Source organism: Sphingomonas sp. Root241 (genome assembly GCF_001428865.1).
GTDB lineage: Bacteria > Pseudomonadota > Alphaproteobacteria > Sphingomonadales > Sphingomonadaceae > Sphingomonas.
In genome coordinates this window covers 957,880-983,774 of the sequence record NZ_LMIV01000001.1, presented here as the reverse complement: position 1 = coordinate 983,774, position 25,895 = coordinate 957,880, and the positions used below count along the sequence as shown (strand labels likewise).

Annotated in this window: 32 protein-coding genes; 20 read left to right on the top strand and 12 right to left on the bottom strand. The window is 66.0% G+C overall.

Annotated features, from left to right (window positions below; genetic code table 11):
• Positions 1-19 precede the first annotated feature (19 nt).
• Both ASE13_RS04740 and glmU read right to left on the bottom strand, forming a co-directional pair.
• Positions 20-331 carry a hypothetical protein gene (locus ASE13_RS04740; RefSeq protein ID WP_056612125.1) on the bottom strand — a complete coding sequence of 104 codons (312 nt, stop codon included), beginning with the start codon at positions 329-331 and terminating at the stop codon, positions 20-22.
• Entirely contained in the window at positions 328-1,683 is a 1,356-nt protein-coding gene (gene glmU, locus ASE13_RS04735; protein ID WP_056612122.1) for a bifunctional UDP-N-acetylglucosamine diphosphorylase/glucosamine-1-phosphate N-acetyltransferase GlmU, read from the bottom strand. Before glmU ends, ASE13_RS04740 begins: the two co-directional genes overlap by 4 nt.
• 74 nt (positions 1,684-1,757) lie before the next feature.
• Here glmU and ASE13_RS04730 point away from each other — a divergent pair, with 74 nt between their 5' ends.
• The 3 genes from ASE13_RS04730 to ASE13_RS04720 all read left to right on the top strand — a co-directional run bounded on the left by ASE13_RS04730 (position 1,758) and on the right by ASE13_RS04720 (position 3,860).
• Positions 1,758-2,444 carry an HAD-IA family hydrolase gene (locus ASE13_RS04730; protein ID WP_056612119.1) on the top strand — a complete coding sequence of 229 codons (687 nt, stop codon included), beginning with the start codon at positions 1,758-1,760 and terminating at the stop codon, positions 2,442-2,444.
• A gap of 28 nt (positions 2,445-2,472) precedes the next feature.
• Positions 2,473-3,261, top strand: a complete 789-nt coding sequence (locus ASE13_RS04725) for an SDR family NAD(P)-dependent oxidoreductase (protein ID WP_056612116.1) — start codon at positions 2,473-2,475, stop codon at positions 3,259-3,261.
• 152 nt (positions 3,262-3,413) lie between these two features.
• Complete coding sequence (locus tag ASE13_RS04720) at positions 3,414-3,860, top strand: GAF domain-containing protein (protein WP_162254667.1); 447 nt, start codon at positions 3,414-3,416, stop codon at positions 3,858-3,860.
• Here ASE13_RS04720 and ASE13_RS04715 read toward each other — a convergent pair.
• The 5 genes from ASE13_RS04715 to ASE13_RS04695 all read right to left on the bottom strand — a co-directional run bounded on the left by ASE13_RS04715 (position 3,845) and on the right by ASE13_RS04695 (position 7,130).
• Positions 3,845-4,156, bottom strand: a complete 312-nt coding sequence (locus ASE13_RS04715; RefSeq protein WP_056612110.1) for a hypothetical protein — start codon at positions 4,154-4,156, stop codon at positions 3,845-3,847. The two genes, ASE13_RS04720 and ASE13_RS04715, sit on opposite strands and share 16 nt — an antisense overlap.
• Positions 4,157-4,411: 255 nt before the next feature.
• Entirely contained in the window at positions 4,412-5,416 is a 1,005-nt protein-coding gene (locus ASE13_RS04710) for a nucleotidyltransferase family protein (RefSeq protein WP_056614697.1), read from the bottom strand.
• Positions 5,413-6,276: an HprK-related kinase A gene (locus ASE13_RS04705; RefSeq protein ID WP_056612107.1), complete on the bottom strand. Its 864-nt coding sequence runs from the start codon at positions 6,274-6,276 to the stop codon at positions 5,413-5,415. The genes ASE13_RS04710 and ASE13_RS04705 overlap by 4 nt, the downstream gene beginning before the upstream one ends.
• A complete protein-coding gene (locus ASE13_RS04700) occupies positions 6,264-6,542 on the bottom strand; it encodes an HPr-rel-A system PqqD family peptide chaperone (RefSeq protein WP_056612105.1) in 279 nt (92 codons plus the stop codon). Before ASE13_RS04700 ends, ASE13_RS04705 begins: the two co-directional genes overlap by 13 nt.
• Positions 6,543-6,740: 198 nt before the next feature.
• Positions 6,741-7,130 carry a hypothetical protein gene (locus ASE13_RS04695; protein ID WP_056612102.1) on the bottom strand — a complete coding sequence of 130 codons (390 nt, stop codon included), beginning with the start codon at positions 7,128-7,130 and terminating at the stop codon, positions 6,741-6,743.
• A gap of 62 nt (positions 7,131-7,192) precedes the next feature.
• Between ASE13_RS04695 and ASE13_RS04690 the strand changes: the two genes are divergently transcribed.
• The 13 genes from ASE13_RS04690 to ASE13_RS04630 all read left to right on the top strand — a co-directional run bounded on the left by ASE13_RS04690 (position 7,193) and on the right by ASE13_RS04630 (position 18,711).
• Entirely contained in the window at positions 7,193-8,392 is a 1,200-nt protein-coding gene (locus ASE13_RS04690) for an ATP-binding protein (RefSeq protein ID WP_056612100.1), read from the top strand.
• Between the two features lie 86 nt (positions 8,393-8,478).
• The gene (locus ASE13_RS04685; protein WP_414885302.1) at positions 8,479-9,498 is read left to right on the top strand and encodes a substrate-binding domain-containing protein; all 1,020 of its coding nucleotides are present in this window, start codon (positions 8,479-8,481) and stop codon (positions 9,496-9,498) included.
• 9 nt (positions 9,499-9,507) lie between these two features.
• On the top strand, positions 9,508-10,884 hold the full coding sequence (pstC, locus tag ASE13_RS04680; protein WP_056612098.1) for a phosphate ABC transporter permease subunit PstC: 1,377 nt from the start codon (positions 9,508-9,510) through the stop codon (positions 10,882-10,884).
• A complete protein-coding gene (gene pstA / locus ASE13_RS04675; RefSeq protein ID WP_056612095.1) occupies positions 10,877-12,172 on the top strand; it encodes a phosphate ABC transporter permease PstA in 1,296 nt (431 codons plus the stop codon). Before pstC ends, pstA begins: the two co-directional genes overlap by 8 nt.
• Positions 12,172-12,939 (top strand): phosphate ABC transporter ATP-binding protein PstB, encoded by a 768-nt coding sequence (gene pstB, locus ASE13_RS04670; RefSeq protein WP_056612092.1) that lies wholly within the window; start codon positions 12,172-12,174, stop codon positions 12,937-12,939. The genes pstA and pstB overlap by 1 nt, the downstream gene beginning before the upstream one ends.
• The gene (gene phoU, locus ASE13_RS04665; RefSeq protein WP_056612089.1) at positions 12,940-13,629 is read left to right on the top strand and encodes a phosphate signaling complex protein PhoU; all 690 of its coding nucleotides are present in this window, start codon (positions 12,940-12,942) and stop codon (positions 13,627-13,629) included.
• 10 nt (positions 13,630-13,639) lie between these two features.
• Complete coding sequence (gene phoB / locus ASE13_RS04660; RefSeq protein WP_029936401.1) at positions 13,640-14,332, top strand: phosphate regulon transcriptional regulator PhoB; 693 nt, start codon at positions 13,640-13,642, stop codon at positions 14,330-14,332.
• A gap of 78 nt (positions 14,333-14,410) precedes the next feature.
• Complete coding sequence (locus ASE13_RS04655) at positions 14,411-14,686, top strand: hypothetical protein (protein WP_056612086.1); 276 nt, start codon at positions 14,411-14,413, stop codon at positions 14,684-14,686.
• Positions 14,687-14,798: 112 nt separating this feature from the next.
• Complete coding sequence (locus tag ASE13_RS04650; protein WP_056612083.1) at positions 14,799-15,182, top strand: hypothetical protein; 384 nt, start codon at positions 14,799-14,801, stop codon at positions 15,180-15,182.
• Between the two features lie 71 nt (positions 15,183-15,253).
• On the top strand, positions 15,254-16,141 hold the full coding sequence (locus ASE13_RS04645; RefSeq protein WP_056612080.1) for an SDR family NAD(P)-dependent oxidoreductase: 888 nt from the start codon (positions 15,254-15,256) through the stop codon (positions 16,139-16,141).
• 66 nt (positions 16,142-16,207) lie between these two features.
• Positions 16,208-17,329 carry a hypothetical protein gene (locus tag ASE13_RS04640; RefSeq protein WP_056612077.1) on the top strand — a complete coding sequence of 374 codons (1,122 nt, stop codon included), beginning with the start codon at positions 16,208-16,210 and terminating at the stop codon, positions 17,327-17,329.
• Positions 17,330-17,867: 538 nt separating this feature from the next.
• Positions 17,868-18,224, top strand: coding sequence for an ArsR/SmtB family transcription factor (locus tag ASE13_RS04635; protein ID WP_056612073.1), 357 nt, complete (start codon positions 17,868-17,870; stop codon positions 18,222-18,224).
• A complete protein-coding gene (locus ASE13_RS04630; protein ID WP_056612070.1) occupies positions 18,208-18,711 on the top strand; it encodes an SRPBCC family protein in 504 nt (167 codons plus the stop codon). Before ASE13_RS04635 ends, ASE13_RS04630 begins: the two co-directional genes overlap by 17 nt.
• Before the next feature lie 48 nt (positions 18,712-18,759).
• On the opposite strand, the gene ASE13_RS04625 is transcribed toward ASE13_RS04630, so the two are convergent.
• Together ASE13_RS04625 and epsC are read right to left on the bottom strand one after the other, a co-directional pair.
• Positions 18,760-19,098 carry a DUF2794 domain-containing protein gene (locus ASE13_RS04625; RefSeq protein WP_056612067.1) on the bottom strand — a complete coding sequence of 113 codons (339 nt, stop codon included), beginning with the start codon at positions 19,096-19,098 and terminating at the stop codon, positions 18,760-18,762.
• Positions 19,098-19,793, bottom strand: a complete 696-nt coding sequence (gene epsC, locus ASE13_RS04620) for a serine O-acetyltransferase EpsC (protein ID WP_056612064.1) — start codon at positions 19,791-19,793, stop codon at positions 19,098-19,100. The genes ASE13_RS04625 and epsC overlap by 1 nt, the downstream gene beginning before the upstream one ends.
• A 155-nt stretch (positions 19,794-19,948) precedes the next feature.
• On the opposite strand from epsC, the gene ASE13_RS04615 reads away from it, so the two are divergent.
• From ASE13_RS04615 to ASE13_RS04600, 4 genes are all read left to right on the top strand, one after another.
• Positions 19,949-20,707, top strand: coding sequence for a sulfite exporter TauE/SafE family protein (locus ASE13_RS04615; RefSeq protein WP_056612061.1), 759 nt, complete (start codon positions 19,949-19,951; stop codon positions 20,705-20,707).
• A gap of 420 nt (positions 20,708-21,127) precedes the next feature.
• Positions 21,128-21,691, top strand: a complete 564-nt coding sequence (ahpC, locus tag ASE13_RS04610) for an alkyl hydroperoxide reductase subunit C (protein ID WP_056612058.1) — start codon at positions 21,128-21,130, stop codon at positions 21,689-21,691.
• 98 nt (positions 21,692-21,789) lie between these two features.
• Positions 21,790-23,370 carry an alkyl hydroperoxide reductase subunit F gene (gene ahpF / locus ASE13_RS04605; protein WP_056612055.1) on the top strand — a complete coding sequence of 527 codons (1,581 nt, stop codon included), beginning with the start codon at positions 21,790-21,792 and terminating at the stop codon, positions 23,368-23,370.
• 268 nt (positions 23,371-23,638) lie between these two features.
• Positions 23,639-24,538, top strand: a complete 900-nt coding sequence (locus ASE13_RS04600) for a hydrogen peroxide-inducible genes activator (protein ID WP_056612052.1) — start codon at positions 23,639-23,641, stop codon at positions 24,536-24,538.
• A gap of 91 nt (positions 24,539-24,629) precedes the next feature.
• On the opposite strand, the gene ASE13_RS04595 is transcribed toward ASE13_RS04600, so the two are convergent.
• From ASE13_RS04595 to pgsA, 3 genes are read right to left on the bottom strand one after another with little or no spacing between them, the layout of a single operon-like run.
• Positions 24,630-25,067 (bottom strand): molybdenum cofactor biosynthesis protein MoaE, encoded by a 438-nt coding sequence (locus ASE13_RS04595; RefSeq protein WP_056612049.1) that lies wholly within the window; start codon positions 25,065-25,067, stop codon positions 24,630-24,632.
• The gene (gene moaD / locus ASE13_RS04590) at positions 25,064-25,315 is read right to left on the bottom strand and encodes a molybdopterin converting factor subunit 1 (RefSeq protein WP_056612045.1); all 252 of its coding nucleotides are present in this window, start codon (positions 25,313-25,315) and stop codon (positions 25,064-25,066) included. The genes ASE13_RS04595 and moaD overlap by 4 nt, the downstream gene beginning before the upstream one ends.
• Positions 25,315-25,869, bottom strand: coding sequence for a CDP-diacylglycerol--glycerol-3-phosphate 3-phosphatidyltransferase (gene pgsA, locus ASE13_RS04585; RefSeq protein WP_056612042.1), 555 nt, complete (start codon positions 25,867-25,869; stop codon positions 25,315-25,317). The genes moaD and pgsA overlap by 1 nt, the downstream gene beginning before the upstream one ends.
• Positions 25,870-25,895 lie beyond the last annotated feature (26 nt).

The window sequence follows — 25,895 nt, the reverse complement described above, 5'->3', positions numbered from 1 at the left end:
AACTTATCCCCTGCCGCGATCAGTGCGGAAATTTGGTGTCTACGAAAACCCGCGTGAATTCCATCGGATCGGGCTCGCGCCCGTGCGCCTGCTGGAAGCGGACGCGGCCCGATTGCCAGACCTCCCGGACGGCGCCCTGCATCCCGTCCGGAAACTGCATCCGCCCGACGACGATCTCGCGCCAGCTGCCGGTGGCGCCGAACATCTCGCGATATTGCGGCTCCATCGCGCGCAGCGACGCATCGGCCGCCGGATCGAGATGACCGATCGCATCGAGGATATAGCTTTCGAGCAGCCGGAGGAACGGCTTGCCGGCGTAGCGGTCGCTCATGGTTTAGCCGCCTTCCTGGCCTTCATCATTTCCCGGAAGCGCGTGCCCCAGCCGGGCCGTGCCTCCTGCCGGGCGCGGGCGAGCGCGAGCGCACCGGCCTCGACATCCTGCGTCACCACCGATCCCGCACCCACCGTGGCGTCCCTGCCGATCGCGACCGGCGCGACCAATGCGCTGTTCGAGCCGATGAACGCGCCTTCGCCGATGCTCGTACGATATTTGAAGAAGCCGTCGTAATTGCAGGTGATCGTTCCCGCACCGATATTCGCGCCCGCCCCGACATCGGCATCGCCGAGATAGGTCAGATGGTTGGCCTTGGCGCCCTTGCCGAGCACGGTCTTCTTGGTCTCGACGAAATTGCCGACCCTGGCGCCCTCGCCGAGCACCGTGCCGGGGCGCAGCCGCGCATAGGGGCCGACACTCGCGCCGCTGGCGATGCGCGCGCCCTCGATATGGCTGAAGCCGTGGATGGTGACGCGATCGGCGATCTCGACGCCGGGCCCGAAGAACACGTTCGGCTCGATCAGCACGTCGCGGCCGAGCTTCGTGTCGTGCGCGAACCACACCGTCTCGGGCGCCACCAGGGTCGCGCCATCGGCCATGGCGCGCGCGCGCCGCGCCTGCTGCCATTCGGCTTCGAGCGCGGCGAGTTCACCGCGGCTGTTCACGCCGGTGACTTCGTGCGCGTCGGCCTCGATCACCGCCGAGTGGCGGCCCGCGGCGGCGGCGAGCATCACGACGTCGGGGAGGTAATATTCGCCCGCGGCATTGGCGTTGGTGACCTGCGCGAGCAAGGCGAACAGGTTCTTCGCGCCCACCGCCATCAGCCCCGAATTGCACAGGGTCTCGGCGCGCTCCTCGGCGCTCGCGTCCTTGAACTCGACCATCTTGACGATGTGCCCCTGCCCGTCCGCGATCACGCGGCCATAGGCGCCGGGATCGAAGGGGCGGAAACCGAGCACCACGGCCACGGGCGCATCGGCGCCGTGTAGCCGCTCGAGCATCCGGCGCATCGTCGCGGTCGAGACCAAAGGCACGTCGCCATAAAGGATCAGCACATCGCCTTCGAACCCGGCGAGCGCATCCTCCGCCATCCGTACTGCATGGCCGGTACCGAGCTGCTCTACCTGCTGCACCGTCTCGGCGCCGAGCGGCTGGACCGCCGCCTCGACCTGCTCGCGTCCGGCGCCGACCACGACGATATTGCGCGCCGGATCGAGCGCATCGACGCTGTCGATCAGGTGCAGCAGCATGGGCCGCCCGGCGAGCGGGTGAAGCACTTTGTGCGTATCGGATTTCATCCGCGTGCCCTTGCCCGCAGCAAGGATGATCGCGGCTATCGGCGCTGTCATGATACCCTCCGGAAAAGCCCCCTGCCATGAGAAGCTTGCCAATTCCATAGCGTTGCTGGCAGCAGGCGCCGCATATGGCCGACTTCCCCTTCGATATCGTCGGATTCGATCTCGACGGCACGTTGTTCGACACCAGTGCGGATCTCACCGCCGCGCTCAACCATGGGCTGGAGCTGCTCGGCCGCCCGCCGCTCAGCGTCGAGACGGTAAAGCCGATGATCGGGCGCGGCGGGAAATACATGCTCCAGCAGGGGCTCGAGGCCTCGGGCGGATGCGATCCCGAGGTGTTGGAGCGCACCTATCCCGAGCTGCTCGCCTTCTACGGCGACAATCTCACGCGAGGTACCTACGCCTTTCCGGGGCTCGTCGAAGCGATGAACACGCTGGAGACCCGCGGGGTGAAGCTCGCGATCGTCACCAACAAGTCGGAGAGCCTCGCGGTGAAGCTGGTCGCCGAACTGGCGCTCGATCATCGCTTCGCCTGCGTGATCGGCGGCGACACGATGGGACCGGACAACCGCAAGCCCTCGCCCGAAGGAATCCGCGAAATGATCCGGCGCTGCGGCGGCGGGCGCGCGGCGTTCGTCGGCGATTCGATCTTCGACATCCAGGCGGCGAGGAGTGCGGGAATCCCCTCTGTCGCGGTCAGCTTCGGCTTCCTGATGCAACCGATCGAGGAGCTGGCGGCGGACGCCGTGATCGATCATTTCGACGAATTGGTGCCGGCGCTGGAGAAGCTCGGCGCGGCACTCCCTATATGATCCTGCACCCCATCCCAGGAGACTGAACATGACGACTCGCCCCCGCGCCCTGGTCACCGGCGCGTCCGCCGGCATCGGCCGCACTTTCGCCGAGCATCTGGCGCGCACCGGCCACGACCTGGTGATCGTCGCGCGGCGCGAGGACAGGCTGCGTGCGCTGGCCGAGGAACTCGGCGCCGCGACCCAGGCCGATGTCGAAGTGCTCGCCGCCGATCTGGGCAGCGATGCGGGCGCGGCGGCAGTGGCCGCGCGGATCGCGGCAGGCGGCGTCGACATGCTGATCAATAATGCGGGATATGCCACGCGCGGCCGGGTGGCGGAACTCGACCCCGACGCACTCGATGCGATGCTCCGTGTCAACATATTCGCGCTCAGCCGGCTTTCCGCTGCGGCGATGAAGGCGATGACCGCCGCCGGACGCGGCACGATCATCAACATCGCCTCGGGCACGGTGTTCATGCAGATGCCGGGCAATGCGGGCTATGGCGCCTCCAAGAACTATGTGATGGCGTTCACGCGCCATATGCAGGTCGAAGCGGCGGGCACCGGCGTCCGCGTCCAGTTGCTCGTACCCGGCGTGATCGCCACCGATTTCCACGAAGTCGCCGGCAACGATCTCGCCAACTTCCCGCCCGAGCGCGTGATGCAGGCCGACGATCTGGTGGTCGCTTCGCTACGCGCGCTCGAAATGGACGAGCCGGTGTGCATCCCCTCGCTTCCCGAGATCCGCGACTGGGACAATTATGTCGCCGCCGAAGCGTTGGTCGCGAAGAACTGCTCGCGCGACCGTCCCGCCGCCCGATATCACGGCGCCTGACTTTTTTCAGTTGCGAAGAACTTACCTCCGTTCCGTCATGAATACTTTTGAAACCGTGTTTTACCTGAGTTCCCCTCATGCTTGCATTTTTCGTACAAGATGTTGAGCATACAAATAGGGGAAGAAGCGTGGGTCGTTTCGGGGGGATGAATTTGAAGAGGTCAGATTATGCCTCTCCACGAGAGGCTATTGCCGACCCCCGCCCCGCCGCGCGGATCGCATCCGCGAGGCTGGCGGAGCTGGTTCAGCTGACACTCGTCGCGGACGGCGCCATCATCGACCTGCGCCGTTACGCGACCCGGCAGCGCACGATCGGCGCTCCCGAACGGCTCGAAACCGCCGGCGTGCTGATGGCCGGTGGTCTGCCGGAATCCTCCGAGGCACTATTGTGGCAGCTCGCCGATCCGATCGAAGCCGGCGCGCTCGGCTTCCAATCCTATGCCTGCGTGCCGTTACAGGATGTGGACGGCGCGCCGCTGGGGCGGATCGTCGCGATCCAGCGCGGCCAGCGCCAGTTCGACGGCCATGACCTCAAGATATTGCGGACGGTGGCGGATATCGTGACGGACCTGATCCGCCAGCCTCAGCTCGCCAACTGACGGACAGCCAGTGCGGCATTCATGTCCGGCCCGAGCAACGCCCGGCCACGGGCAGTGAGCGCCGCATCGATCATCTGCGGCCCGCCCGGCCCGACGATGAAGGCTTCGAAAGTGATCAGGCCGGCGTCGCCGAGATCTTGGAACACCTTGATGAAATCAATGAGTCGATCGGGAGAGGCATCCATGCCGACATCGGCGGGACGGAGCGTCGCGACGATCGGCCAGTTCGACCAGAGCGCCGCGACAATGGTCTTGGCGTCGGCGTTCTCGAAAGCCTGCGCGGGTTCGTCGATCACAACTGCCTCACTGCCCTGAACTACATCGTTTCCGCGCCCCCTGATCGTCTTGCCCCGTTTGTCCCGGTGGCGATTAACCTTCGCATAACAAAGGTTAACAATTCGCTAACTTGCCGGGTTATCGCGATTGCCTCGTCACTTTGCCCTACGAACAACATAGTCCCTCATAAGCAAACGGCGTTCGCAATCAATATAACGCTGCTCCGTCAGTACTTATTACTTCTGCCCACGCTCACTAGGTCAATAATGATTTAATTAACCTGGCCGGGATTTGCACCATTTAATGAATAAATGCTTTGCCAGCATATGCGGCGGCATCCGGATCGCGTGGCTCCGGAGGTAGAATGCAAGCCGCGTGAGCCTGCGCACAGGCCGGCCCCATGCATCGCGGGCGAGCAGACGGCGCAGATAGAGCGGATCGGCGCCGTCCCGCACGCGCCAGCTCTCGGATATCCCGGTCCCGTAGAGAGTGTTCGCAAGGCGCGCTGCACGGGCGACCGCCGGCCCAAGCCCGTGGCGTGCGGCTTTTGCCTCCACCCCGGTGATGCCGAATTCCTCGATCAGGCAATGCACGTCCCACAAATTGCGCATGCCGCCGGCGAGGTCGCCATCGGCGAAGAGATGCGCGGCGGCGTGGCAGAGCATGTCCGGAGGGCTCAGGATGCGCAAGCCGTTCTCCAGCGCGACACTGTCGGCGATCAGCGCGTCGGCATCGGGCGTGATGCGCGCAGTGAGCGGCAGGATCGTGTGATGGACGTCGATCATCCGATCGCGCTCGCGATGGATCAGCGGCGGCAGCTCGTGCATCCAGCGGCGATAATACGCATCGTCATAGGGATCGGGCTTCACCCATTCCCAGCCCGCCATAAGCAACAGGGCCTCGGCCTCGTCGAGCCGCGCACGGGGCACGAGGATGTCGAGATCGCCGATCGAGCGGCCGGTGCCCGCGGCCAGACCCGCCGCGGCATAAGCGGTGCCCTTGAGCAGGATCACCGGCATTCGCGTGGACGCGAGCGCGCGGCGCGCCATTTCGGCTTCCCACAGCGCGGCGGTTCGACCCTGCGCGGCCGAGCTGCGCGCATCCTCGAGGATGCGCGCAGCGGCGGGCGGCATCGGCAGGCCTTCCAGCCGGTGGGCAAGTGTGCCGGTGAGCTGCTCGGCGCGGGCGATGGCGAGCAATGCGGTCCAGCCGTCGGCGCCGAGCCCTGCGGTCGTCGCAGGATCGCGCAGCGCGTCGGCGAGAATGCGGCCGTCGGTCATGCCGCCGCCTTCCACAACCGTTCGACCTGCACCAGCGCCGTAGCCGTATCGGAATAATCGAGCGCGCGGGCCGGGACATTGCGCACCAGCCGGGTCAGCGCGTCGAACCCGCGTTCGGCGAGCGCGACATAATTGGTCGAGGCTTGGGTGAGGCGGACGAAGGTCTCGCTCGGCAGCACGTCGCGTTCGGCGGCGGCGAAGCCGTAGCTCGGGAACAGGATCAGGCGGGGCTCGGCGGGTTCTGCCATCGCCGCGATCGCCCGGGCATCGGGCACGAGATGGCGGATCGTGCCCTTGGGCGTGCCTTCGAGCACCGGCCCGAAGCGCCCGCCGGGCAGCGCGCGCTCCATCACGCCGATCGCTTCGTTCTTGAGGCTGATCAGTCGCGGGAAGCCGTGGATCAGTCCGGTCGCAGGGTCGAGCAGCGCAAACTCGTCGCCCATCAGCCGCCAGCCTTGGGCCATCAGCAAAGCGGCGAGCGTGGATTTGCCGGCGCCGGACATGCCGGTCATAAGCAGCGCCCTGCCGTCGCGCTCGACCGCGGAGGCGTGGAGCAGCAGATAGCGGCACTGGCCGAGCGCCATCTGCAGGTTCATCCCCATCTCCGCGGCGAGCAGCCCCTGCGCGAGCGGCAGCGGCGCGGCATCCGGGATGACGAAGTCGCCGCCGATATGGACCGAGGGTCGCAGGAAACGGCGCCACGGCCGCGCGGCGTAGAGATGGACGTTGAAGTCGGGGATGCTGTCCTCGGGCGCGGGATAGTCGCGATAGAGGTCGTCGAGCACTGCGACCGGCACGCGCCAGTCGCTGCCGACGCGAAAGCCTACCGGACCGATGCGGAGCTGCGTCAGATGGCGCACAACCGCTCCACCAGGCCGACGGCGGCGAGTTCGTCGAGACGCACCGCGAGCGCCAGCGGATCGGCGTCGACCAGATCGAAGGTTTTCGCCAACCGGGCAAGCAGGTCAGGCGCCGAAAGCGGTTCGACGGCAAGCGTCTCGAGGATCTCGGGAACGGGCGTGTCGACGATATGCGTGATGCCCGAGGCGCGGTGATAGACCAAAGTCAGCGCGTCCAGCGGGACGATGCGCAGCGTATCTGGAGCCGCGGCGCGGTAGAGGGTCATGCCCCCTCCTTCCCGTCATCCCCGCGAAAGCGGGGACCCATCTCCTGCAGTCGTCCCGCATACAACAGCCGTGGGATCGCCGATCTTCGGCACGAGATGGGCCCCCGCTTTCGCGGGGGTGACGACCGATGTTGGGGAATTAACGATCGCTTTCGCGGGGATGACGATAGGGAGCAAAACAGCGGCACGGGCACGGCCTCAGCCGCGCGGCATCTGCAGCGATGCGAAGCAAGTGAAGCCGCTGGTGCCCGATTGCAGGCGGCGGATATAGTTGGTGTAGGCGCGGCTGCGCTCGTAATCGGTGCCGGGCAGCGTGCCGCCCGAGAGTGCGCGCTTGACGTCCTCGGCCTTGAACGCGGTTCCCGGCGGCGGATAGGCCCCGGGCGTGCCCGCGGGCACCAGCGTGCCGTCCGCGGCGATATAGCTGCCGGCACGCGCCGGATCGGGGACCGGGATCTCGCAATTCATCACCGACGCGCTGGTCTGCGCGAGCGCCGGCCGGATCGAGACGATGGCCGAAGCGCCGGCGGCGCCAAGCATCAATGCGCGGCGGCGCGAAGCAACGGGTCCGGTGGTTTCGTCGGTCATGATGCCTTGTCATGCCCCCGCGCCGCTTTCGCAATCGTAAATCCAGGCCTAGAAAGGGACATATGCCTTCCTTTCTCGGGGTCCGAACAGCACTGGCGCTCGTCGTCGCGGTCATCGCCGCGGGGGTGAACCTGTTGTTGAACGGCGACGTCCAGGCGAGCCTGGTCGTGTTGGTCTGCGCCGTCGCCTCGGTGCTGATCGCGGCGAGCGGTGGCGAGGCGCCTTCCGTGCCCGAACGCGCCACGCTCGAGCCGGGGAAGGAGCCCGCCATTGCCGATGTGATCGAGGCGATTGCCGAACCGTTGCTGGTGATCGCGGGCAGCCGCGTCGAGGCGGCCAATCAGGGCGCGCGCGAGCTGCTGGGGCATCATGTGCTGGGCGAGGACGTCCGCGTCGCGATCCGCCACCCGGCCGCCGCCGAACGACTGATGCATTCCGACGAGGACGCGCAGGCGGCGCCGATCCACCTCGTTGGGTTGGGCACGCGTGACCAGCGTTGGGAGATGCGGGTGCATGCGCTGGGGGATGGACGCCGCGTGGTGCATCTCATGGACCGTACCGGCAGTTATGCCGCCGAAAGGATGCGGGTCGACTTCGTCGCCAACGCAAGTCACGAGCTGCGCACGCCGCTCGCCTCGCTGCTCGGCTATGTCGAGACGCTGCGCGAGGACGCCGGCGACGATCCCCAGACGCGCGGCCGCTTCCTCAAGATCGTGTTCGGTGAGGCGCAGCGGATGCAGCGGCTGATCGAGGATCTGATCTCGCTCAGCCGGATCGAGGCCGAGAAATATCGCGCGCCCGACAAGGCAGTCGATCTTGCCGACCTGACCCAGCAAGTGATCATCGAACTTTCGGGAAGCCCGCGCGCCGCCGATCTCGTCACCCAGATCGGCGACGTCGCGCCGGTGGCGGGCGACCCGACCCAGCTCAGCCAGCTACTTCACAACGTCATCGGCAACGCGATGAAATACGGCCGCGACGCGACGCCGGTCACCGTGACGCTCCAGCCCGAAGGCGAGGCGATGGTGCGCCTGACCGTTGCGGACGAAGGCGAAGGCATCCCGCCGCAGCATCTGCCCCGGCTGACCGAACGCTTTTATCGTGTCGATTCCGGACGGAGCCGTTCGCTGGGCGGCACCGGCTTGGGCCTCGCAATCGTCAAGCATATCGTGGAGCGGCATCGCGGCCGGCTCGATATCGCCAGCACCGTGGGCAAGGGCACGACCGTCAGCATCCTGCTTCCGGTACTGCGAGTGTCATAAAGACGTAACCGACTTGCAAGACACGCGGCTTGCGTGCCGCGGCGCACGACTCGGGTGAAGCGGGGAGTTCGCACATTTTCGGCAGGTTGGCCCTGATTGCAGCGGCGGCGCTCACGCTGGCCGGCTGCGACGGCAACACGACGCGCGAGATCCGCGTCGTGGGCTCGTCGACTGTCTATCCCTTCACCACCGCAGTCGCCGAGACCTTCGTCAACCAGGGCGGCGGACGCAGGGCACCGGTGGTCGAATCGATCGGCACGGGCGCGGGCCTCAAGCGCTTCTGCGAGGGTGTGGGCTGGGAATATCCGGACATCGCCAATGCCAGCCGCCGCATCAAGAAATCCGAATACGAATTGTGCCAGACCAACGGCGTCGGCGAGATTATGGAAGTCCAGATCGGCGTCGACGGCGTCGCGCTGGCCGAGGCGAACAACGGACCGCGGCTCGCGCTGAGCAAGAAGGATGTCTATCTGGCGCTCGCCGCCAATCCTTCTGGCAAACCCAACACCGCGCGGCTGTGGCGCGACGTCAATCCGTCGCTCCCCGCGATCCCGATCCAGGTGATGGGGCCACCGGCGACGAGCGGCACCCGCGACGCGCTGGTCGAGCTGGTGATGGAGCCCGGCTGCGCCGCCGCGGACCCGCAAGCCAAGGCACTCAAGGCGGCCAAGGACACCGCGCCCTATGACAGCCGCTGCAAGCGCATCCGCGACGACGGGCCGTATATCGACAAGGGCGAGAACGACAATCTGATCGTCCAGGGCCTTGCCGCCAATCCCAACGCGCTCGGCGTGTTCGGCTATTCGTACCTCGAGGAAAATATCGACCGGCTGCACGGCGTGCCGATCGAAGGGGTGGCGCCGAGCTATGCGAGTATCGCCGACGGAACGTACCCGGGCGCGCGCCCGCTGTTCCTCTATGTGAAGAAGCGCCATTTGCGCGCGGTGCCGGGGCTTGCCGACTTCCTGACGCTCTACACGACGATGTGGAACCCCAAGGGCAAGCTCACCCAGCGCGGACTGATCGCCGCGCCCGATGCGCTGCGGACACATTCGGCGCAGATCGTGGCGCAGCGCACCGCGCTCGATCCGGCCAAGCTGCACTGAGATGACGTCGTGAACGCCTTCACCCTCCTTTTCCTCGTCGCCGGGCTCGGCCTGATCGGCTGGCTGACGGCGCGTGCGCGCGCCAATCGCTTCGATCGCGGCGGCGCCAAGCGGCTCCATTCGCTGCCCGGCCAGCACGGCATGTATGTCGCGATGTGGACGATGCTGCCCGCCTTGCTGTTCGTCGCGGTGTGGAGCGCCGTCAGCCCCGGGCTGGTCAAGGAAGCGGTGCTCACGCACCCGGCCGCGGCGCAGCTTCCGCAGTTCGAGTTCGAGCGGGATGCGCTGCTCGCAGAGGCCAAGCGGGTGGCGCGCGACGATGGCGCCAGGGCCTTCGACCCCGTTGCCGAACAGCTCGCGGCGCCGACGCGCGCGGCGCAATCGCGCTATGGCTGGATGGGCACCGGGGTCGCGATCCTGCTCGCCTTTGCCGGCGCCGCCTTCGCGCTCACCCGCGTCCGTGCAAGCTTCAAGGCGCGCAGCCAAGTCGAACGCGGCGTGATGGTGCTGTTGCTGGTCGCCTCGCTGATCGCGATCCTGACGACCCTGGGCATCTTCCTGTCGCTGCTGTGGGAATCACTGCGCTTCTTCCAGCAGGTGCCGATCACCGACTTCCTGTTGGGGAGGCACTGGAGCCCGCAGGTGATCGACGCCGCAGACCCGGGCAAGTCGCTCGGCGCGGTGCCGTTGTTCTGGGGGACCTTCTTCATCGGCGCGGTGATCGCGATGGTCGTCGCGATCCCGTTCGGGCTGATGAGCGCGATCTACCTCACCCAATATGCCGCGCCGACGGTGCGCAAATGGATGAAGCCGACGCTGGAGATGCTCGCGGGTGTGCCCACCGTGGTCTATGGCTACTTCGCCGCACTCACTGTTGCCCCCGCCGTGCGCGATCTCGCGGTGTCGTTCGGCTACACCTACGCCTCCTCCGAAAGCGCCCTCGCCGCCGGCCTCGTGATGGGGGTGATGATCATTCCGTTCGTCTCGTCGATGGCCGACGATTCGATCGCGGCGGTGCCGACCGCGATGCGCGACGGCAGCCTGGCGATGGGCGCGACGACCAGCGAGACGATCTCCAAGGTGTTGATCCCGGCCGCACTGCCCGGTGTGGTTGCCGGCGTGCTGCTCGCGGTCTCCAGGGCGATCGGCGAGACGATGATCGTGGTGATGGCCGCCTCGGGTGCCGCCAACATCACGCTCAACCCTTTCGAAAGCGCGACCACCGTCACCAAGCAGATCGTCGACCTGCTGACCGGCGAATCCGAGTTCGACAGCCCGAAGACGCTGGCGGCGTTCGCGCTGGGCCTGACCCTGTTCGTGATCACGCTGCTGCTCAACATCGTCGCGCTGCGCGTCGTGAAGAAATATCGGGAGGCCTATGAATAGCATCCCCGCCCCGGAGCGCACTCCGACCGACTGGAACGCGGCGGCGATGCAGCAGCGCATCCGCCGGCGCTATGCCCGCGAGCGACGCTTTCGCTTCTTCGGGCTGGCGGCGGTGACACTGTCGGCGGCGTTCCTCGCTTTCCTGCTGATCACGATGGTTGCCAATGGCTGGCGCGGCTTCACGCGCACCGACGTGGCGCTGACGATCGACTTCCCCGCCTCGGGAATGCTGGTCGAACGCGGCCAGCTGAGGACACCCGCCGCCGATCTCGCGCTGGCCGGCGCGGGGCTCGAGAATACCGTCAAAGGCGCAGCGGCGACGGCATTCGGCGCGGGCGGCGAAGATTTCATCTCGGAGAACGCCTGGCTGAGGGTGCGCGATGCGATCAAGGCCGATCCGTCGATCCTCGACCGCAAGGTCAGCATCGACGTGCCCGCCTCGACCGGGATCGACCAGGCGATGCGCGGCGACGGTAACGCCGAAGCGAAGGCGACGGTGGCGAAGCTCGAGCGAGCGGGCGCGCTGTCGCGGCACTTCAATATGGATTTCCTGCACGAATCCGATTCGACCGATCCGGTCGCAGTCGGCATCTGGGGGGCGCTCAAGGGTTCGCTGTTGACGATGGCGGTGACTTTCCTGATCGCCTTCCCGGTCGGCGTGCTTTCGGCGATCTATCTCGAGGAATATGCGCCGAAGAACCGTTGGACCGACCTGATCGAGGTTTCGATCAACAATCTCGCGGCGGTCCCGTCGATCATCTTCGGCTTGCTCGGGCTCGCGGTGTTCCTCGGCAGCTGGAGCCTGTTCGGCTATCAGTTCGGCCCCCTCCTCCCCCGCTCGGCAGCCCTGGTTGGCGGACTGACGCTCGCGCTGATGATCATGCCCGTGATCGTCATCGCCAGCCGCAACGCCATCAAGGCCGTGCCGCCCTCGATCCGCGACGCCGCATTGGGCATCGGCGCCAGCCCGATCCAGGTGGTGTTCCACCATGTGCTGCCGCTGGCGATGCCCGGCATCCTGACCGGCACGATCATCGGCATGGCGCGCGCGCTCGGCGAGACCGCCCCGCTCCTGCTGATCGGCATGCGCGCCTTCATCGTCACCCCGCCGGGCGGCTTCACCGATCCCGCCACGGTGCTGCCGGTGCAGATCTTCCTGTGGTCCGACGAAGTCAGCCGCGGCTTCGTCGAGAAGACCAGCGCCGCGATCATCGTGCTGCTGGTGTTCCTGCTCGCCATGAACGGGCTGGCCATATACCTTCGCAACAAATTCGAGACCCGCTGGTGATGACCGACGTTCCTTCCAAAATGTCCGCCCGCGGCGTGAACGTCTTCTACGGCGACAAGCAGGCCGTGAAGGACGTGTCGATCGACATCGACATGGACAAGGTCACTGCCTTCATCGGTCCGTCGGGCTGCGGCAAATCGACTTTCCTGCGCACGCTCAACCGGATGAACGACACGATCGCCAGTGCGCGCGTCACCGGCGACATCATGCTCGATGGCGAGAATATCTACTCGTCGGCGATGGACGTGGTGCAGCTCCGCGCGCGGGTCGGCATGGTGTTCCAGAAGCCGAACCCTTTCCCCAAATCGATCTTCGAGAACGTGGCCTATGGCCCGCGCATCCATGGGCTGGCGGCGTCCAAAAGCGAGCTCGAGGCGATCGTCGAGCGCTCGCTGAAGCGCGCGGGTCTGTGGGAGGAAGTGAAGGACCGGCTGCAGGACAGCGGCACGGCGCTTTCGGGCGGCCAGCAGCAGCGGCTTTGCATCGCCCGCGCGATCGCCGTCGATCCGGAGGTGATCCTGATGGACGAGCCCGCCTCGGCGCTCGATCCGATCGCCACCGCCAAGATCGAGGAGCTGATCCACGAGCTCCGCGGGCGCTATGCCATCGCGATCGTCACCCATAATATGCAGCAGGCGGCGCGGGTCAGCCAGCGGACTGCCTTCTTCCACCTCGGCACCTTGGTGGAATATGGCGAGACCGACCAGATCTTCACGACGCCGCGCGAAGAGCGCACCAAGGACTATATCACCGGAAGGTACGGCTAAATGGCGACGGGTCAGGAACATACCGTCAAGGCGTTCGACCAGGACATCAAGCAGCTCCGCGCGCTGATCAGCCAGATGGGCGGGCTTGCCGAACAGGCGATCGACGACGCGATGAAGGCGCTCCAGCGCGGCGATACCGCGCTTGCCGACAAGGTCCGCAAGAAGGACAAGGCGATCGACGCGATCGAGGCCGAGGTGGAGAAGCTCGTCGTCCGCGTCATCGCGCTGCGTGCGCCGATGGCCGACGACCTTCGCGAAGTCATCGCCGCATTGAAAATCGCCGCGGTGGTCGAGCGTATCGGCGATTATGCCAAGAACGTCGCCAAGCGCGTGCCGCTTATCCACACCGAGGGTGAGGAACGGATCGAGGCGCTGTCGCTGCTGCCGGCGATGGCACGGATGGCGAGCGACATGGTGCACGACGTGCTCGACGCCTTTGCGTCGCGCGATGCCGCGGCCGCCGCGGAGATCTGCGTGCGGGATACGGCGCTCGACGATTTCTATGACTCCATCTTCCGCACCCTGGTGACGTTCATGGTCGAGAATCCGCGCACGGTGAGCCAGGTTGCGCACCTGCTGTTCGTCGCCAAGAATATCGAGCGGATCGGCGATCACGCGACCAACGTCGCCGAGATGGTATATTTCGCCGCCACCGGCCGCTATCTGGCCGACGAAGCGGCTGCTGGTTAAGGACGCGCAGATGGCCCGAGTGAAAATGCTCCTCGTCGAAGACGATGCCGCGATCGCCGAACTGGTGACGTGGCACTTCAAGCGCGAGGATTACGAGGTCAAGCACACCCCCGACGGCGAGGAAGCCCTGCTGCTCGCCAAGGAAGCGACGCCCGACATCGTGCTGCTCGACTGGATGGTCGAGGGGCTTTCGGGGATCGAAGTGTGCCGCCGCCTGCGCCGCATGCCCGAGACCGCCAATATCCCGATCATCATGCTCACCGCGCGCGGCGAGGAAGAGGATCGGGTGCGCGGGCTCGAGACCGGTGCGGACGATTATGTCACCAAGCCGTTTTCCCCTCGCGAGCTGGTCGCCCGGGTCGGCGCGGTGCTGCGCCGCGTGCGGCCGGCGCTGGCGGGTGAGGCGTTGAGCTACGCGGACATCGAAATGGACACGGTGGGGCACAAGGTTCGCCGCGGCGGTGACGTGATCTCGCTCGGGCCGACCGAGTTCCGCCTGCTCAAGCATTTCCTCGAGCATCCCGGCTGGGTGTTCTCGCGCGAGCGGCTGCTCGATGCGGTGTGGGGCCATGACAGCGACATCGAATCGCGCACCGTCGACGTCCATATCCGGCGGCTCCGGAAAGCGATCAACCATGGCGATCGCCCCGACATCATCCGCACCGTCCGCTCGGCGGGCTATGCGCTGGACACCGGCAACTAAATCCGGAGCCATCCCGCAGGTCTCGCGTTCTCGAAAAGCGCAGTCGACTGCGCTCGAGAAACTGTTCGGAGACCCGTGATGACTCTGATCGTTTTGGCCGCACTCGCGATGAGCGGTGCACTCCCGCAGGATGTACCTGCCCAGACCAATCCGCCGGCCGATACCCCGGCGCGGCTGGGTGGGCTGGCGCCCGCAAGTCCCTGGCCGAACGGCCCGCCCGCCCCCGGCCAGCAAGTCGTGTTCGTGCCCAATCCCCAGACCCCCAGCGAGGCCTTTCCACCGCCGCCGCCGCGCGAAAACCTTCCGTTCTGCAAGCGCGGCCAGTTCGACGGCTGCAAGCAACGGGGCGGCTGAGCGACGAACGCCGGCTTTGGCAAGGTGAAGCGTGCCAGACGCGCAACATTCTGCGCCGGATATACGTTTCTCTTCCGCAACGGGGGCTCCGTAGCGAGAAGAGGACGTGCGAATGAAATGGACGATCATGGCCGCCGCGCTGATCATCAGCGGCACTTCGGCGGCACAGGACGTGCCTGCCTCCCAGCAGACGCCGGCGCAGACCACGGCGCCTGATACGACCACCCCGGATCCGCAGTCGACCACGCCCGGCACCACCGGCTCGGGCACGACGGCCGACACCGCCACCCCGCCCGACGCGACCGGCACCACGCCGCCGACCGATACGACCACCGCGGCGCCTCCGACGACGCCCGATGCGTCGGCCGCCCCGGCTCCGACCGCGGCACCGGCTCCCGCGCCGATGACGGCGGGCCCTCCGCCCGCGGCGCAGCAGGAATATCCGCCCTGCTCGAAGACCGTGAAGGACCAGTGCCGCCAGCGCGGCGGCCGCTGAGCGGAAACGCGGGTTTGCGCCCGCGGTGACGGCGTCATAGGAAGCGCTCCATAGATTTCAGGAGCGCTTCCATGACCATAGGTTTCGACAATCGCGTCGCCATCGTGACGGGCGCGGGCGGTGGCCTTGGCCGCGCTTATGCGCTCGAGCTTGCGCGACGCGGCGCGAAGGTCGTCGTCAACGATCTGGGCGGCGCGCGCGACGGCACCGGCCATTCGGATGCCGCGCTCAACGTGGTCGAGGAAATCACCGCTGCGGGCGGCGAGGCATTCTCCAACGGCGGCAGCGTGACCGAATATGACCAGATGGTCGCGATGGTCGAAGCGGCCAAGGCGCGCTGGGGCCGAGTCGACATATTGATCAACAATGCCGGCGTGCTGCGCGACAAGAGCTTCGCCAAGATGGAGCCCGAGGATTTTCGCTTCGTCGTCGACGTCCACCTCAACGGATCGGCGAACTGCACCAAGGCCGTGTGGGACACGATGCGCGAGCAGAATTACGGCCGCATCCTGATGACCGCATCCTCGACCGGGCTGTTCGGCAATTTCGGCCAGGCGAATTACGGCGCGGCCAAATTGGGCCTGGCGGGGCTGGCCAAGACGCTCCACCTCGAAGGCGCCAAATACGGGATCAAGGTCAACACCATCGCGCCGGTCGCCGGCACGCGCATGACCGAGGACATCTTCCCCGAAGCGGCGTTTAAGGCGTTCGCGCCGGAAAATGTCGCGCCGGCGGCACTGTTCCTCGTATCCGAGGATGCGCCGACCAACATGATCATCGGCGCCGGCGCGGGCGTGGTGCAAGCCGCTTATGTCACCCTGACCCCCGGGGCCAAGCTGACCGAACCGACTCCCGAGAGCGTCGCCGCGCAATGGGCCGAGATCATCGACCGCAAGGGCGAGATCGTCCCCAATTCGGGCGCCGAGCAGACCATGTCGATCATGTCCCGGCTGCAGTAGCGTCCCACCGTATTGTTTCACTAATACACTTATGCTACAGCGATCCTCACAACAGGAGGATTGCCCATGTACAGCGAAAGCGACCTGGCAGGCGCGGTGGAGGCGGGAGCGATCTCGCAGGATGCCGCGGCGGCCCTCAGAAACCACGTAGCGGCTAGCCGATCGACGCCGACCGTCGACGAAGAGAGTTTCCGGCTGCTGACCGGCTTCAACGACATCTTCGTCGGCATCGCGGCGATGCTGATCCTCGTCGCGGTGGGCTGGATCGGCTTCTACATCGGCGCGAAGATCATGGATCTCGATACGACCGAGGGGCCGCGGCAGGTGGGCGTCGCCGTCGCGTTCGGCGGGTTCGCCGTGGCGATCACCAGCTGGCTGCTCGCCGAATATTTCACCAGGCAGCGCCGCATGGCGCTCCCCAGCATCCTGCTGCTGCTCGGTTTCGCGGGCGGCATCTTCGCCGGCTTCGGCGCGATCTGGGTGGCCAATGCGCCGTGGCTTTCGGAGCAATTCGGCCTCACCACCGAACTGCAGCAGCGCCAGCTGGCGGGCGTGATGGGGATCGTCACCGGAATCCTTACCGCCGGCGCGACCTGGCTGCACTGGCGGCGCTTCATGGTGCCGATCACCGTCGCGGTGGGTGCGATAGCGCTGGTCGCGGTGGCCGTCGGGGCGATCACTGCGTTCGTTCCCGCTTCGCAGGACTCGCTCAACCTGATGCTGCTGATCGCCGGCGTGCTCGTCTTCGTCTTCGCGATGCGCTGGGACATGTCGGATCGCGAGCGCCGGACGCGCCGCTCGGACGTCGCCTTCTGGCTCCATCTGGCGGCTGCCCCGCTGATCGCGCACCCGGTGTTCCACATGCTCGGCGTGTTCGACGGCGACATTGGCGCCCCGATGGCCGGCGTGGTGCTCGCGCTCTACGTGGTCTTCGCCGCAGTGGCGCTGGCCGTCGACCGGCGCGCGCTGCTCGTCTCCAGCCTCGTCTATGTGCTGTGGGCGATGTTCGCATTGTTCGAGCAGAGCGGCGCAGTCGAGCTGGCGGCGGCACTGACCGCGTTGGTGATCGGATCGGCGCTGCTCACCCTCTCCGCCTTCTGGCAGCCGATGCGCCGCCATGTGGTGGGCCTGCTCGGCAAGGATCTGGAGGGCCGGCTGCCGCCGACGCAGCAACTCGCCCTCGCCTGATACGAGAGCTTGCCGTTGTGAAAGGGCTCGGGAGTTTCCCGGGCCCTTTTGCTGTGTGGCGCATGCTGTGTCGGGATATGCGGGAGGGGCTGATTCCCGCTTGGAGCGGCCCGCCCGCCAGCCAACCGAACGGTTGGCACGGACTAGGCTACCAACCTTTTGGTTGGGCTGAAAAGGCACGGATTTCCGCGGATTTTGCCCTTCGACACAGCGTGTCAACCGGCGCGCGCTTGACTCGTTTGCGCATTTACATGTCAACCGACAACCGCATTGCGAGGGCGTGACGCCAAGGTGCTGCTGCAAGCTGCGCATGGCCGAACGAAAGCAGAACAAATCCTACATTGCCAGTTCTGCTTCGAAGAGCAGGCGCTGAAAGCGGACATTCATTCATCAGCGGCTCCAAGGTCCGTTTCTGACTAGCAGCAGACGATTTTCGCTGCCGCCGCTGCGGGCGTATGACCTCAAATGACCGATCTATTGCAGGGGGAAGTCCAGAACGCTTGCGCTTCCTCCGCGAGCAGGTTAGACACTGAACCATATGGTTCAGTATTCAAGCCCTCCCCTCGATCTCTCGTTCGCGGCGCTGTCCGATGCGACTCGCCGCGGGATCATCGACCAGCTCGGGCGAGGGAGCGCATCGATCACCAGTCTCGCGGACACGTTCCAGATGACGCTGACCGGCATCAAGAAACACGTCCAGGTTCTCGAGCGCGCGGGGCTCGTCATCACGCAGAAGGTCGGACGGGTGAGAACTTGCACACTCGGGAAACGCGGTCTCGAGGCGGAGGCCGCGTGGATCGAGGCGCATCGCAAGCTCTTCGAGGCCCGCTTCGAAGCATTGGACGAAATCATCAGCGAAATGAAACAGGAGAGAAGCGATGGATCAGCAAGTTGATAGTGCAGGTGGTGCGCAGAACCGCACGTCCGTCGAGCGCAGAGGGGATCGCGAACTCGTCGTAACGCGGACTTTCGACGCACCGCCGAGCGTGGTTTACAAAGCCTGGAGCCAGCCCGAGCTTTTCCAGCGCTGGTGGATGCCGAAATCCTTATCCGGCGTTTCGCTCGTGGCTTGCGATATGGACGTCCGGACCGGTGGCAAATATCGGCTGGAATTCAGCGCCGGCGGCTCGGACACCATGGCCTTTTACGGCAAGTATCTCGAGGTGGTGCCGAACGAACGCATCGTCTGGACCAATGACGAGGGTGAAGAGGGCGCGGTCACGACCGTGACCTTCGAGGACCAGGGCGGCAAGACGCTGGTGAACTTCCACGAAGCCTATCCGTCGAGGGAGGCGCTCGAGGAGGCACTGCAGGGATCCGCGGCCGGATTGCCGGAGCAGCTGGATCAGCTCGACGAATTGCTTTCCAGCATGAGCGCGTAGCGCGGGTCGGGAAAAACGCGCCTCGGGGGAATATCTGCTCTGGCGGCTTTACTCCCCCACCAGCTTCATCAGCCGCCGCTCGACCGGCGCGAGCACCGGGCCGAGTTCGTGGCCGCGCTTGAGCACCATGCCGGCTTCGTGGACCAAGGCCCACATGCCCTGGCGGTTGCGCAACGCCGGGCGCTTCTCGATCCGGTATTCGGGGCGTTCGGCGGCGCGGCGGAAGGCGGCGAAGACGGCGGCGTCGTGGTCGAACTGGATAGCATAGTCCTTCCAGTGCCCCGCGGCGACCATCCGGCCGTAGAGATCGAGGATGCGCGTCAGTTCGAGGCGCTCGAAACCGACCTGCGACGGTCGGCCGATCGGCAGAGGCGTGACGATACCCATCAGGCGCGGTCGCGGCGCTCCCTGGCGGTGGGTTTACCGCCGTCCTCGATCATCGCGTCGAGCCGCTTGCGGAGCGTCTCGAGCTCGCAGCGCATGATCTCGAGCTTCTGGGTGGCGGGATCGAACAGCTCGCTGCACGGCGTGCCATAGGGCACGAAATCCTTCTGCCACGTTGCCGCCTCGACCAGGGTGGACTTGGCGGGGATGCCCACCATCACCGCACCTTCGGGGACGTCCCTGGTCACCACTGCGTTGGCGCCGATCCGCGAGCGCTCGCCGACGGTGACCGGCCCCAGCACCTGCGCGCCCGAACCGATGATCACGCCGTTCAGGATCGTCGGGTGGCGCTTGCCCGCGACGCCGTTATCGGGGCTGGTGCCGCCCAAAGTGACGCATTGATAGATGGTGACGTCGTCGCCGATCTCGGCGGTCTCACCGATCACCACGAAGCCATGATCGATGAAGAAATTACGGCCGATCGTCGCGCCCGGATGGATGTCGATCGCCGTCATCCAGCGCGACCAGTGATTGACTGCGCGGGCGAGGAAGAACCAGCGGCCCTTGTACAGGCGATGCGCGATGCGGTGATAGAAGACCGCCCACACGCCCGGATAGAGCAGGATTTCGGCACGGCTGCGCGGCGCGGGATCGCGCGCATGAATCGAATCGAGATAGGCCTTCAAGCGACGGAACATGGCCGGTTCCCCTTTGCCGCGCCAATTTAGTGCACCGCGCGCCGGATTTCCAGAACAGCCCCCCGCAGGGCTTGTCCCATCTAAACACGATGTATCTTGTGGGAATTCGGCGGGCACGGCATTCCTGCGCGTCCAACGGTTTGCAAAGGGCACGGATGATCTTCGGAATAGACCTGACGGCACTCCTCCCCTTCATCGCCGTCGGCTTCGCCGCGCAGATGGTCGATGGCGCGCTGGGCATGGCGTTCGGCGTGATCTCGAACACGCTGCTGCTGAGCCTCGGCGTGCCGCCGGCGATGGCGTCGGCGGGCGTCCACACCGTCGAGACCTTCACTACCGCAGTCTCCGGGATCAGCCACGCAGTCCACAAGAACGTGAACTGGAAGCTGTTCCTGCGCATCGCGGTACCCGGCGTGATCGGCGGCGCGCTGGGGGCCTATGTGCTCTCCAACATCCATGCCGCGACCGCCAAGCCCTTCATTCTCGCCTATCTGACGGCGATCGGCCTGTATCTGCTCTGGCGCGCGCAACATTATCCGCCGCATGAGCGCAGCCCCAAGATCGTCGAGCCGCTCGGCCTCGTCGGCGGCTTTCTCGATGCTGCGGGCGGCGGCGGCTGGGGCCCGGTGGTCACCTCGAACCTGCTCGTCCAGGGGTCGAGCCCGCGCATGACGATCGGCACGGTCAACACCGCCGAATTCTTCGTCACCGCCACCATCTCGGCGACCTTCATCACCCAGCTCGGGCTCGAAGCCTTCACCGTCGCGACGGTCGGACTGCTGATCGGCGGCGTGATCGCGGCGCCGCTGGGCGCGCGGCTGGCGAAGCGGGTTGAGCCCAAGACGCTGATGCTGATGGTCGGGATCGTGCTGACGCTGACCAGCGTGTATAACCTTTACCTCGCGCTGCGGTAAGGTTCGGCGCCGCGGCGCAGCGGGCACCGCGTGTTTCCCGTCATCCCGGCGAAAGCCGGGATCTCAGGAGGCAGGCGCGAATCTGTAACCAAATTCCACTGTCACCCCGGACTTGGTCCGGGGTCCACATTTCCGTGGAATGCAGGCGACTCAGGCTTTCCCAAACTTCTCCGCCGGCATGGCTGGCGCGGTGGGCCCCGGAACAAGTCCGGGTGACGGTTGGGAGCAAGGACCCGACGGTACTTCCTCGCCTGAGATCCCGGCTTTCGCCGGGATGACGGAACGTGGGCGGCAATTCGATTAATCACCCGCCACTGATCGCCTCACTCGATCAGCGCGAGCGAAGCTTCCCATTAGCATTGCGCCGCAGCGCGCTTATATCCCGCATTGCAACACAATGCCTTTGGAGGAATTTCACGCATGGCGCTCATCGGAAGCACGATTAAGCCGTTCACGGCGCAGGCCTATAAGGACGGCAAGTTCGTCCAGGTCACCGACGCCGACACGCGCGGCAAGTGGGCGGTCTTCTTCTTCTACCCGGCCGACTTCACCTTCGTGTGCCCCACCGAGCTCGAAGACCTGGCCGACATCTACCCGACACTCCAGAAGATGGGTGTCGAGGTCTATTCGGTATCGACCGACACGCATTTCAGCCACAAGGCCTGGCACGACACCTCGCCGGCGATCGGCAAGATCAATTACTATATGCTCGGCGACCAGAACCACGTTCTCAGCACGAACTTCGACGTGCTGCGTGAGGGTCAGGGCCTTGCGGACCGCGGCACCTTCGTCGTCGATCCCGAGGGCGTGATCCAGCTGGTCGAGATCACGTCGGAGGGCGTCGGCCGCAACGCCGCCGAGCTTCTGCGCAAGATCAAGGCCGCGCAATATATTGCCGCGCATCCGGGCGAAGTCTGCCCGGCCAAGTGGGAAGAGGGCGAAGCGACGCTCGCTCCCTCGCTGGACCTCGTCGGCAAGATCTAAGGCGCCCCTCCCCTCCCCCTTGTGGGGGCGCCCATTCGGCCCGGGTTGGATTTCGGTCTGTCCCGGGCCGTTTTGTCTCTAGTTACCGGAGTTTACCGATGCTCGACGCCAATCTGACGCAGCAGCTCAAGACCTATCTGGTCAACATCAAGCAGCCGATCGAGCTCGTCGCCAGCCTGGGCGACGACGCCAAATCGGGCGAACTCGAGCGCCTGCTGAACGACATTGCGGCGCTTTCCGACGACATCAGCGTCGTGCGCAAGGACGATGCCCGGAAACCCAGCTTCATGATCCGCCGCGCCGGCACCGATATCGGCGTACGTTTCGCGGGCCTGCCGATGGGGCATGAATTCACGTCGCTGGTGCTGGCGCTGCTGCAGGTCGGCGGGCATCCGTCGCGCGCGGCGCAGGAATTGATCGAACAGGTCAAGGAACTCGACGGCGATTTCGAGTTCGAGACCTATTTCTCGCTGTCGTGCCAGAACTGCCCCGACGTGGTGCAGGCGCTCAATCTGATGGCGGTACTCAATCCGCGGATCAAGCACGTCGCGATCGACGGCGCCTTGTTCAAGGACGAAGTCGACGCCCGGAAAGTGATGGCGGTGCCGACGGTGTTTCTCAACGGCGAGCCCTTCGGGCAGGGCCGGATGGAACTCGAGCAGATCGTCGCGAGGCTCGACACCGGCGCGGAGGCGCGCGCGGCCGAGAAGATCAGGACGAAGGATGCGTTCGACGTGCTGGTGGTCGGCGGCGGGCCCGCGGGCGCGGCGGCGGCGATCTATGCCGCGCGCAAGGGCATCCGCGTCGGCGTGGCGGCCGAGCGCTTCGGCGGGCAGGTGCTCGACACGATGGCGATCGAGAATTTCATCTCGGTTCCGCACACCGAGGGGCCCAAGCTGGCCGCGCATCTCGAGCAGCACGTCAAGGATTACGAGGTCGACGTGATGAACCTGCAGCGCGCCGAAAAGCTGATCCCGGCGCCGACCGAGGGCGGGCTGCACGAAGTGCGGCTGGCCAACGGCGCGAGCCTTAAGGCACGGACGGTGATCCTATCGACCGGCGCGCGCTGGCGGCAGATGGGCGTGCCCGGCGAGGACGAATATCGCAACAAGGGCGTGGCGTACTGCCCGCACTGCGACGGGCCTTTGTTCAAGGGCAAGCGCGTCGCGGTGATCGGCGGCGGCAATTCGGGCGTCGAGGCGGCGATCGACCTTGCCGGTATCGTGGCACACGTGACCTTGATCGAATATGACAGCGACCTGCGCGCCGACGCGGTGCTCCAGCGCAAGCTGGCGACTTTGCCCAACATCAAGGTGATCACTTCGGCGCTGACCACCGAAGTGCGCGGTGACGGCGAGAAGGTGTCGGGGCTGGCCTATAAGGACCGCAGCCACAGCACTGAGCACCAGATCGAACTCGAAGGCATCTTCGTGCAGATCGGGCTGGTGCCGAACACCGAGTGGCTCAAGGATTCGGTGGCGCTGAGCCCGCGCGGCGAGATCGAGATCGACGCGCGCGGCGAGACCTCGCAGCGGGGGATCTTCGCCGCGGGCGATGCGACGACGGTGCCGTACAAGCAGATCGTCATCGCGATGGGTGCGGGTTCGACCGCGGCGCTGTCAGCGTTCGATTATTTGATCCGGTTGCCGGCGGAGGAATTGGTCGAGGCGGCGGCTTGAACTTCCAATTCGCACCTATTCTAATACCGTCACCCCCGCGAAAGCGGGGGATGGGCGAGGCCGTCATGCGCCCCGCGCATGACTAAGATTGCCGGGGGCAATCTTACCTGCCCATCTCCGCAACATGCCGTAAATAAGACGGCCGTTTGTCCGGCTTGGCTCCTGCACGAGATGGGTCCCCGCTTTCGCGGGGATGACGATCAGGGTAAAGGCTCGCATAATCGCCTCCGCCACTCTATATGGCCGACACAATCGATAGAGGCGATCAGTGGCAGCAACCTATCTCCCGACGCTCAAGCAGCTGCAATATCTCGTCGCGCTGCACGATTCCGGCCATTTCGGCCGCGCGGCGGAGGCGTGTTTCGTCACCCAGTCCACGCTTTCCGCCGGCATCCGCGAGCTCGAGACGCTGATCGGCGTCGTGCTGGTCGAACGGACGCGGCGCGTGGTGCGCTTCACGCCGCTCGGCGAGCGGATCGTCGACAAGGCGCGGAGGGTGCTGCGCGAGGCGGACGAGCTTGGCGACCTTGCCCGCGCGGCGGGGCGGCCGCTGTCGGGGGAGATGCGGATGAGCGTGATCCCGACGATCGCACCCTTCCTGCTTCCCCGCATCCTGCCGCGGCTGCGGCGCGAATATCCCGAGCTCAAGCTGTTCCTGCGCGAGGAGACCAGCGGGCAGGCCTGCGAGCAGCTCCATCACGGGCGCACCGATTGCGTGCTGCTGGCTCTCCCCTTCGGCTGCGGCGACGTGGAGGCGGCGCCGTTGTTCGACGACCGGCTGTTCGTCGCCTTTCCCGAGGGCGAGATGGACCCGACCCCGACGATCCGCCCGGCCGATATCGACGCCAACCGGCTGCTGATGCTCGAGGACGGGCATTGCCTGAAGGACCACGCCCTCGCCGCGTGCAACCGGCCCGAATTGCGCGCCGAGGCGACGATGCTCGGCACGTCGCTGCACACCATGGTGCAGATGGTCGACAACGGGCTGGGGGTCACGATGCTGCCCGAAATGGCGATCGACGCGGGCATCCTCGACCATACCCAGGTGACCGCCCGGCCGCTCGATGCGGAAAACGCATCGCGGCACATCGCGCTCGTGTGGCGCAAGGCCAGCCCGCGCGAGCGGGATTTCCGGTTGTTGGCCGACGTTCTGGCGCAGACGCAATAGGCTCGTCATCCCGGCGAAGGCCGGGACCTCGTGCGGCTCCTGCCCGACATGTGGCCTGAGATCCCGGCGTTCGTCGGGATGACGGTTGAGGCTAGTCCCAGCGCCCCGCCGCATCCGCGTCGCTCTCGCGGGCTTCGACCCAGCGCGCCGCATCGCCCCGCGTCTCGCGCTTCCAGAAGGGCGCGTCGGTCTTGAGCCGGTCGATCAGATAGGCGCAGGCCTCCAGTGCCTCGCGGCGATGTTCCGCGGCGGTGCCGATGAAGACGATGCGGTCGCCGGGGACCATCACGCCGACGCGGTGGACCATGGTAACGCCGAGCAGGGACCAGCGCTGCATCGCGACTTCCGCCAGCGCGATCAGCGCGCCTTCGGTCATGCCCGGATAATGTTCGAGCTCGAGCGCAGTCACGCCGTCATCGCCGCGGACGACGCCGGTGAAAGTCGCGACAGCGCCGGCGCCTCGCTCCTCCAGTGCGGCGACTTCGACGCCCAGCTCGATCGGCGCATCGTCGATCGAGACCCGGATCATCCGCCGGTCACCGGCGGGAAGATCGCGACTTCGCGCGCATCGCCGAGCAATGTGTCGAGCGGCACGAACTTCTGGTCGATCGCCGCGCGCAGCCGTTCGGGCTCGCGCATCGCCTCGGCATGGCCGGGGCTGAGCGTCGCCAGCCAGTCGATCAGATCGGCGACGTTGCGCACCGCTTCCGGCGGATCGCGCCGCTCCGCTCCCGTCCCGATACGCTCGCGAACCCAGGCGAAATAGAGCAGGTCCATCACGTATCCATGTGCTTGAGACCGACGCGCAGATAGTCCCAGCCGGTGATCGCGGTCAGCACCGCCGCGCTCCACAAGGTGACCAGCCCGAGCAACGTCACCCACGGATATTGCGGCACCGCCTGCCCCAGGATCAAAGCCCCGAACGCGACGAGCTGGAGCGTCGTCTTCCACTTGGCGAGCTGCGAGACCGGCACCGACACCTGCAACTGAGCGAGGAACTCGCGGAGACCCGAGACGGTGATCTCGCGCAGCAGGATGATCAAAGCAGCGATCAGGTGCCAGTCGGCGACGACGCCCTTGCCCACCAACATCAGGATCACTGCGGCGATCATGATCTTGTCGGCGATCGGATCGAGGAACACGCCGAGCTTGGAGACGGTGCCCTGCGCGCGCGCCAGATAGCCGTCGAAATAATCGGTGATGCCCATCAGGCAGTAGATCGCGAAGGCAACGGCATAGCCGGTCCGCCATTCGGGCCACCACAGAAAGGCCGCGAGCAGCGGCACCGTGACGATCCGCGAGAGCGTCAGGATGTTGGGCAACGTCAGCATCCTTGTCGCCCTAGCACCGGTCGTAT

Excerpts from the sequence above, each read along its gene's own strand:
- ASE13_RS04740 (WP_056612125.1), bottom strand. The coding sequence starts at position 331 with ATGAGCGACCGCTACGCCGGCAAGCCGTTCCTCCGGCTGCTCGAAAGC.
- glmU (WP_056612122.1), bottom strand. The coding sequence starts at position 1,683 with ATGACAGCGCCGATAGCCGCGATCATCCTTGCTGCGGGCAAGGGCACG.
- ASE13_RS04730 (WP_056612119.1), top strand. The coding sequence starts at position 1,758 with ATGGCCGACTTCCCCTTCGATATCGTCGGATTCGATCTCGACGGCACG.
- ASE13_RS04725 (WP_056612116.1), top strand. The coding sequence starts at position 2,473 with ATGACGACTCGCCCCCGCGCCCTGGTCACCGGCGCGTCCGCCGGCATC.
- ASE13_RS04710 (WP_056614697.1), bottom strand. The coding sequence starts at position 5,416 with ATGACCGACGGCCGCATTCTCGCCGACGCGCTGCGCGATCCTGCGACG.
- ASE13_RS04700 (WP_056612105.1), bottom strand. The coding sequence starts at position 6,542 with ATGACCCTCTACCGCGCCGCGGCTCCAGATACGCTGCGCATCGTCCCG.
- ASE13_RS04695 (WP_056612102.1), bottom strand. The coding sequence starts at position 7,130 with ATGACCGACGAAACCACCGGACCCGTTGCTTCGCGCCGCCGCGCATTG.
- ASE13_RS04690 (WP_056612100.1), top strand. The coding sequence starts at position 7,193 with ATGCCTTCCTTTCTCGGGGTCCGAACAGCACTGGCGCTCGTCGTCGCG.
- pstA (WP_056612095.1), top strand. The coding sequence starts at position 10,877 with ATGAATAGCATCCCCGCCCCGGAGCGCACTCCGACCGACTGGAACGCG.
- pstB (WP_056612092.1), top strand. The coding sequence starts at position 12,172 with ATGACCGACGTTCCTTCCAAAATGTCCGCCCGCGGCGTGAACGTCTTC.
- phoU (WP_056612089.1), top strand. The coding sequence starts at position 12,940 with ATGGCGACGGGTCAGGAACATACCGTCAAGGCGTTCGACCAGGACATC.
- phoB (WP_029936401.1), top strand. The coding sequence starts at position 13,640 with ATGGCCCGAGTGAAAATGCTCCTCGTCGAAGACGATGCCGCGATCGCC.
- ASE13_RS04655 (WP_056612086.1), top strand. The coding sequence starts at position 14,411 with ATGACTCTGATCGTTTTGGCCGCACTCGCGATGAGCGGTGCACTCCCG.
- ASE13_RS04650 (WP_056612083.1), top strand. The coding sequence starts at position 14,799 with ATGAAATGGACGATCATGGCCGCCGCGCTGATCATCAGCGGCACTTCG.
- ASE13_RS04645 (WP_056612080.1), top strand. The coding sequence starts at position 15,254 with ATGACCATAGGTTTCGACAATCGCGTCGCCATCGTGACGGGCGCGGGC.
- ASE13_RS04640 (WP_056612077.1), top strand. The coding sequence starts at position 16,208 with ATGTACAGCGAAAGCGACCTGGCAGGCGCGGTGGAGGCGGGAGCGATC.
- ASE13_RS04635 (WP_056612073.1), top strand. The coding sequence starts at position 17,868 with ATGGTTCAGTATTCAAGCCCTCCCCTCGATCTCTCGTTCGCGGCGCTG.
- ASE13_RS04630 (WP_056612070.1), top strand. The coding sequence starts at position 18,208 with ATGGATCAGCAAGTTGATAGTGCAGGTGGTGCGCAGAACCGCACGTCC.
- ASE13_RS04625 (WP_056612067.1), bottom strand. The coding sequence starts at position 19,098 with ATGGGTATCGTCACGCCTCTGCCGATCGGCCGACCGTCGCAGGTCGGT.
- epsC (WP_056612064.1), bottom strand. The coding sequence starts at position 19,793 with ATGTTCCGTCGCTTGAAGGCCTATCTCGATTCGATTCATGCGCGCGAT.
- ASE13_RS04615 (WP_056612061.1), top strand. The coding sequence starts at position 19,949 with ATGATCTTCGGAATAGACCTGACGGCACTCCTCCCCTTCATCGCCGTC.
- ahpC (WP_056612058.1), top strand. The coding sequence starts at position 21,128 with ATGGCGCTCATCGGAAGCACGATTAAGCCGTTCACGGCGCAGGCCTAT.
- ahpF (WP_056612055.1), top strand. The coding sequence starts at position 21,790 with ATGCTCGACGCCAATCTGACGCAGCAGCTCAAGACCTATCTGGTCAAC.
- ASE13_RS04595 (WP_056612049.1), bottom strand. The coding sequence starts at position 25,067 with ATGATCCGGGTCTCGATCGACGATGCGCCGATCGAGCTGGGCGTCGAA.
- moaD (WP_056612045.1), bottom strand. The coding sequence starts at position 25,315 with ATGGACCTGCTCTATTTCGCCTGGGTTCGCGAGCGTATCGGGACGGGA.
- pgsA (WP_056612042.1), bottom strand. The coding sequence starts at position 25,869 with ATGCTGACGTTGCCCAACATCCTGACGCTCTCGCGGATCGTCACGGTG.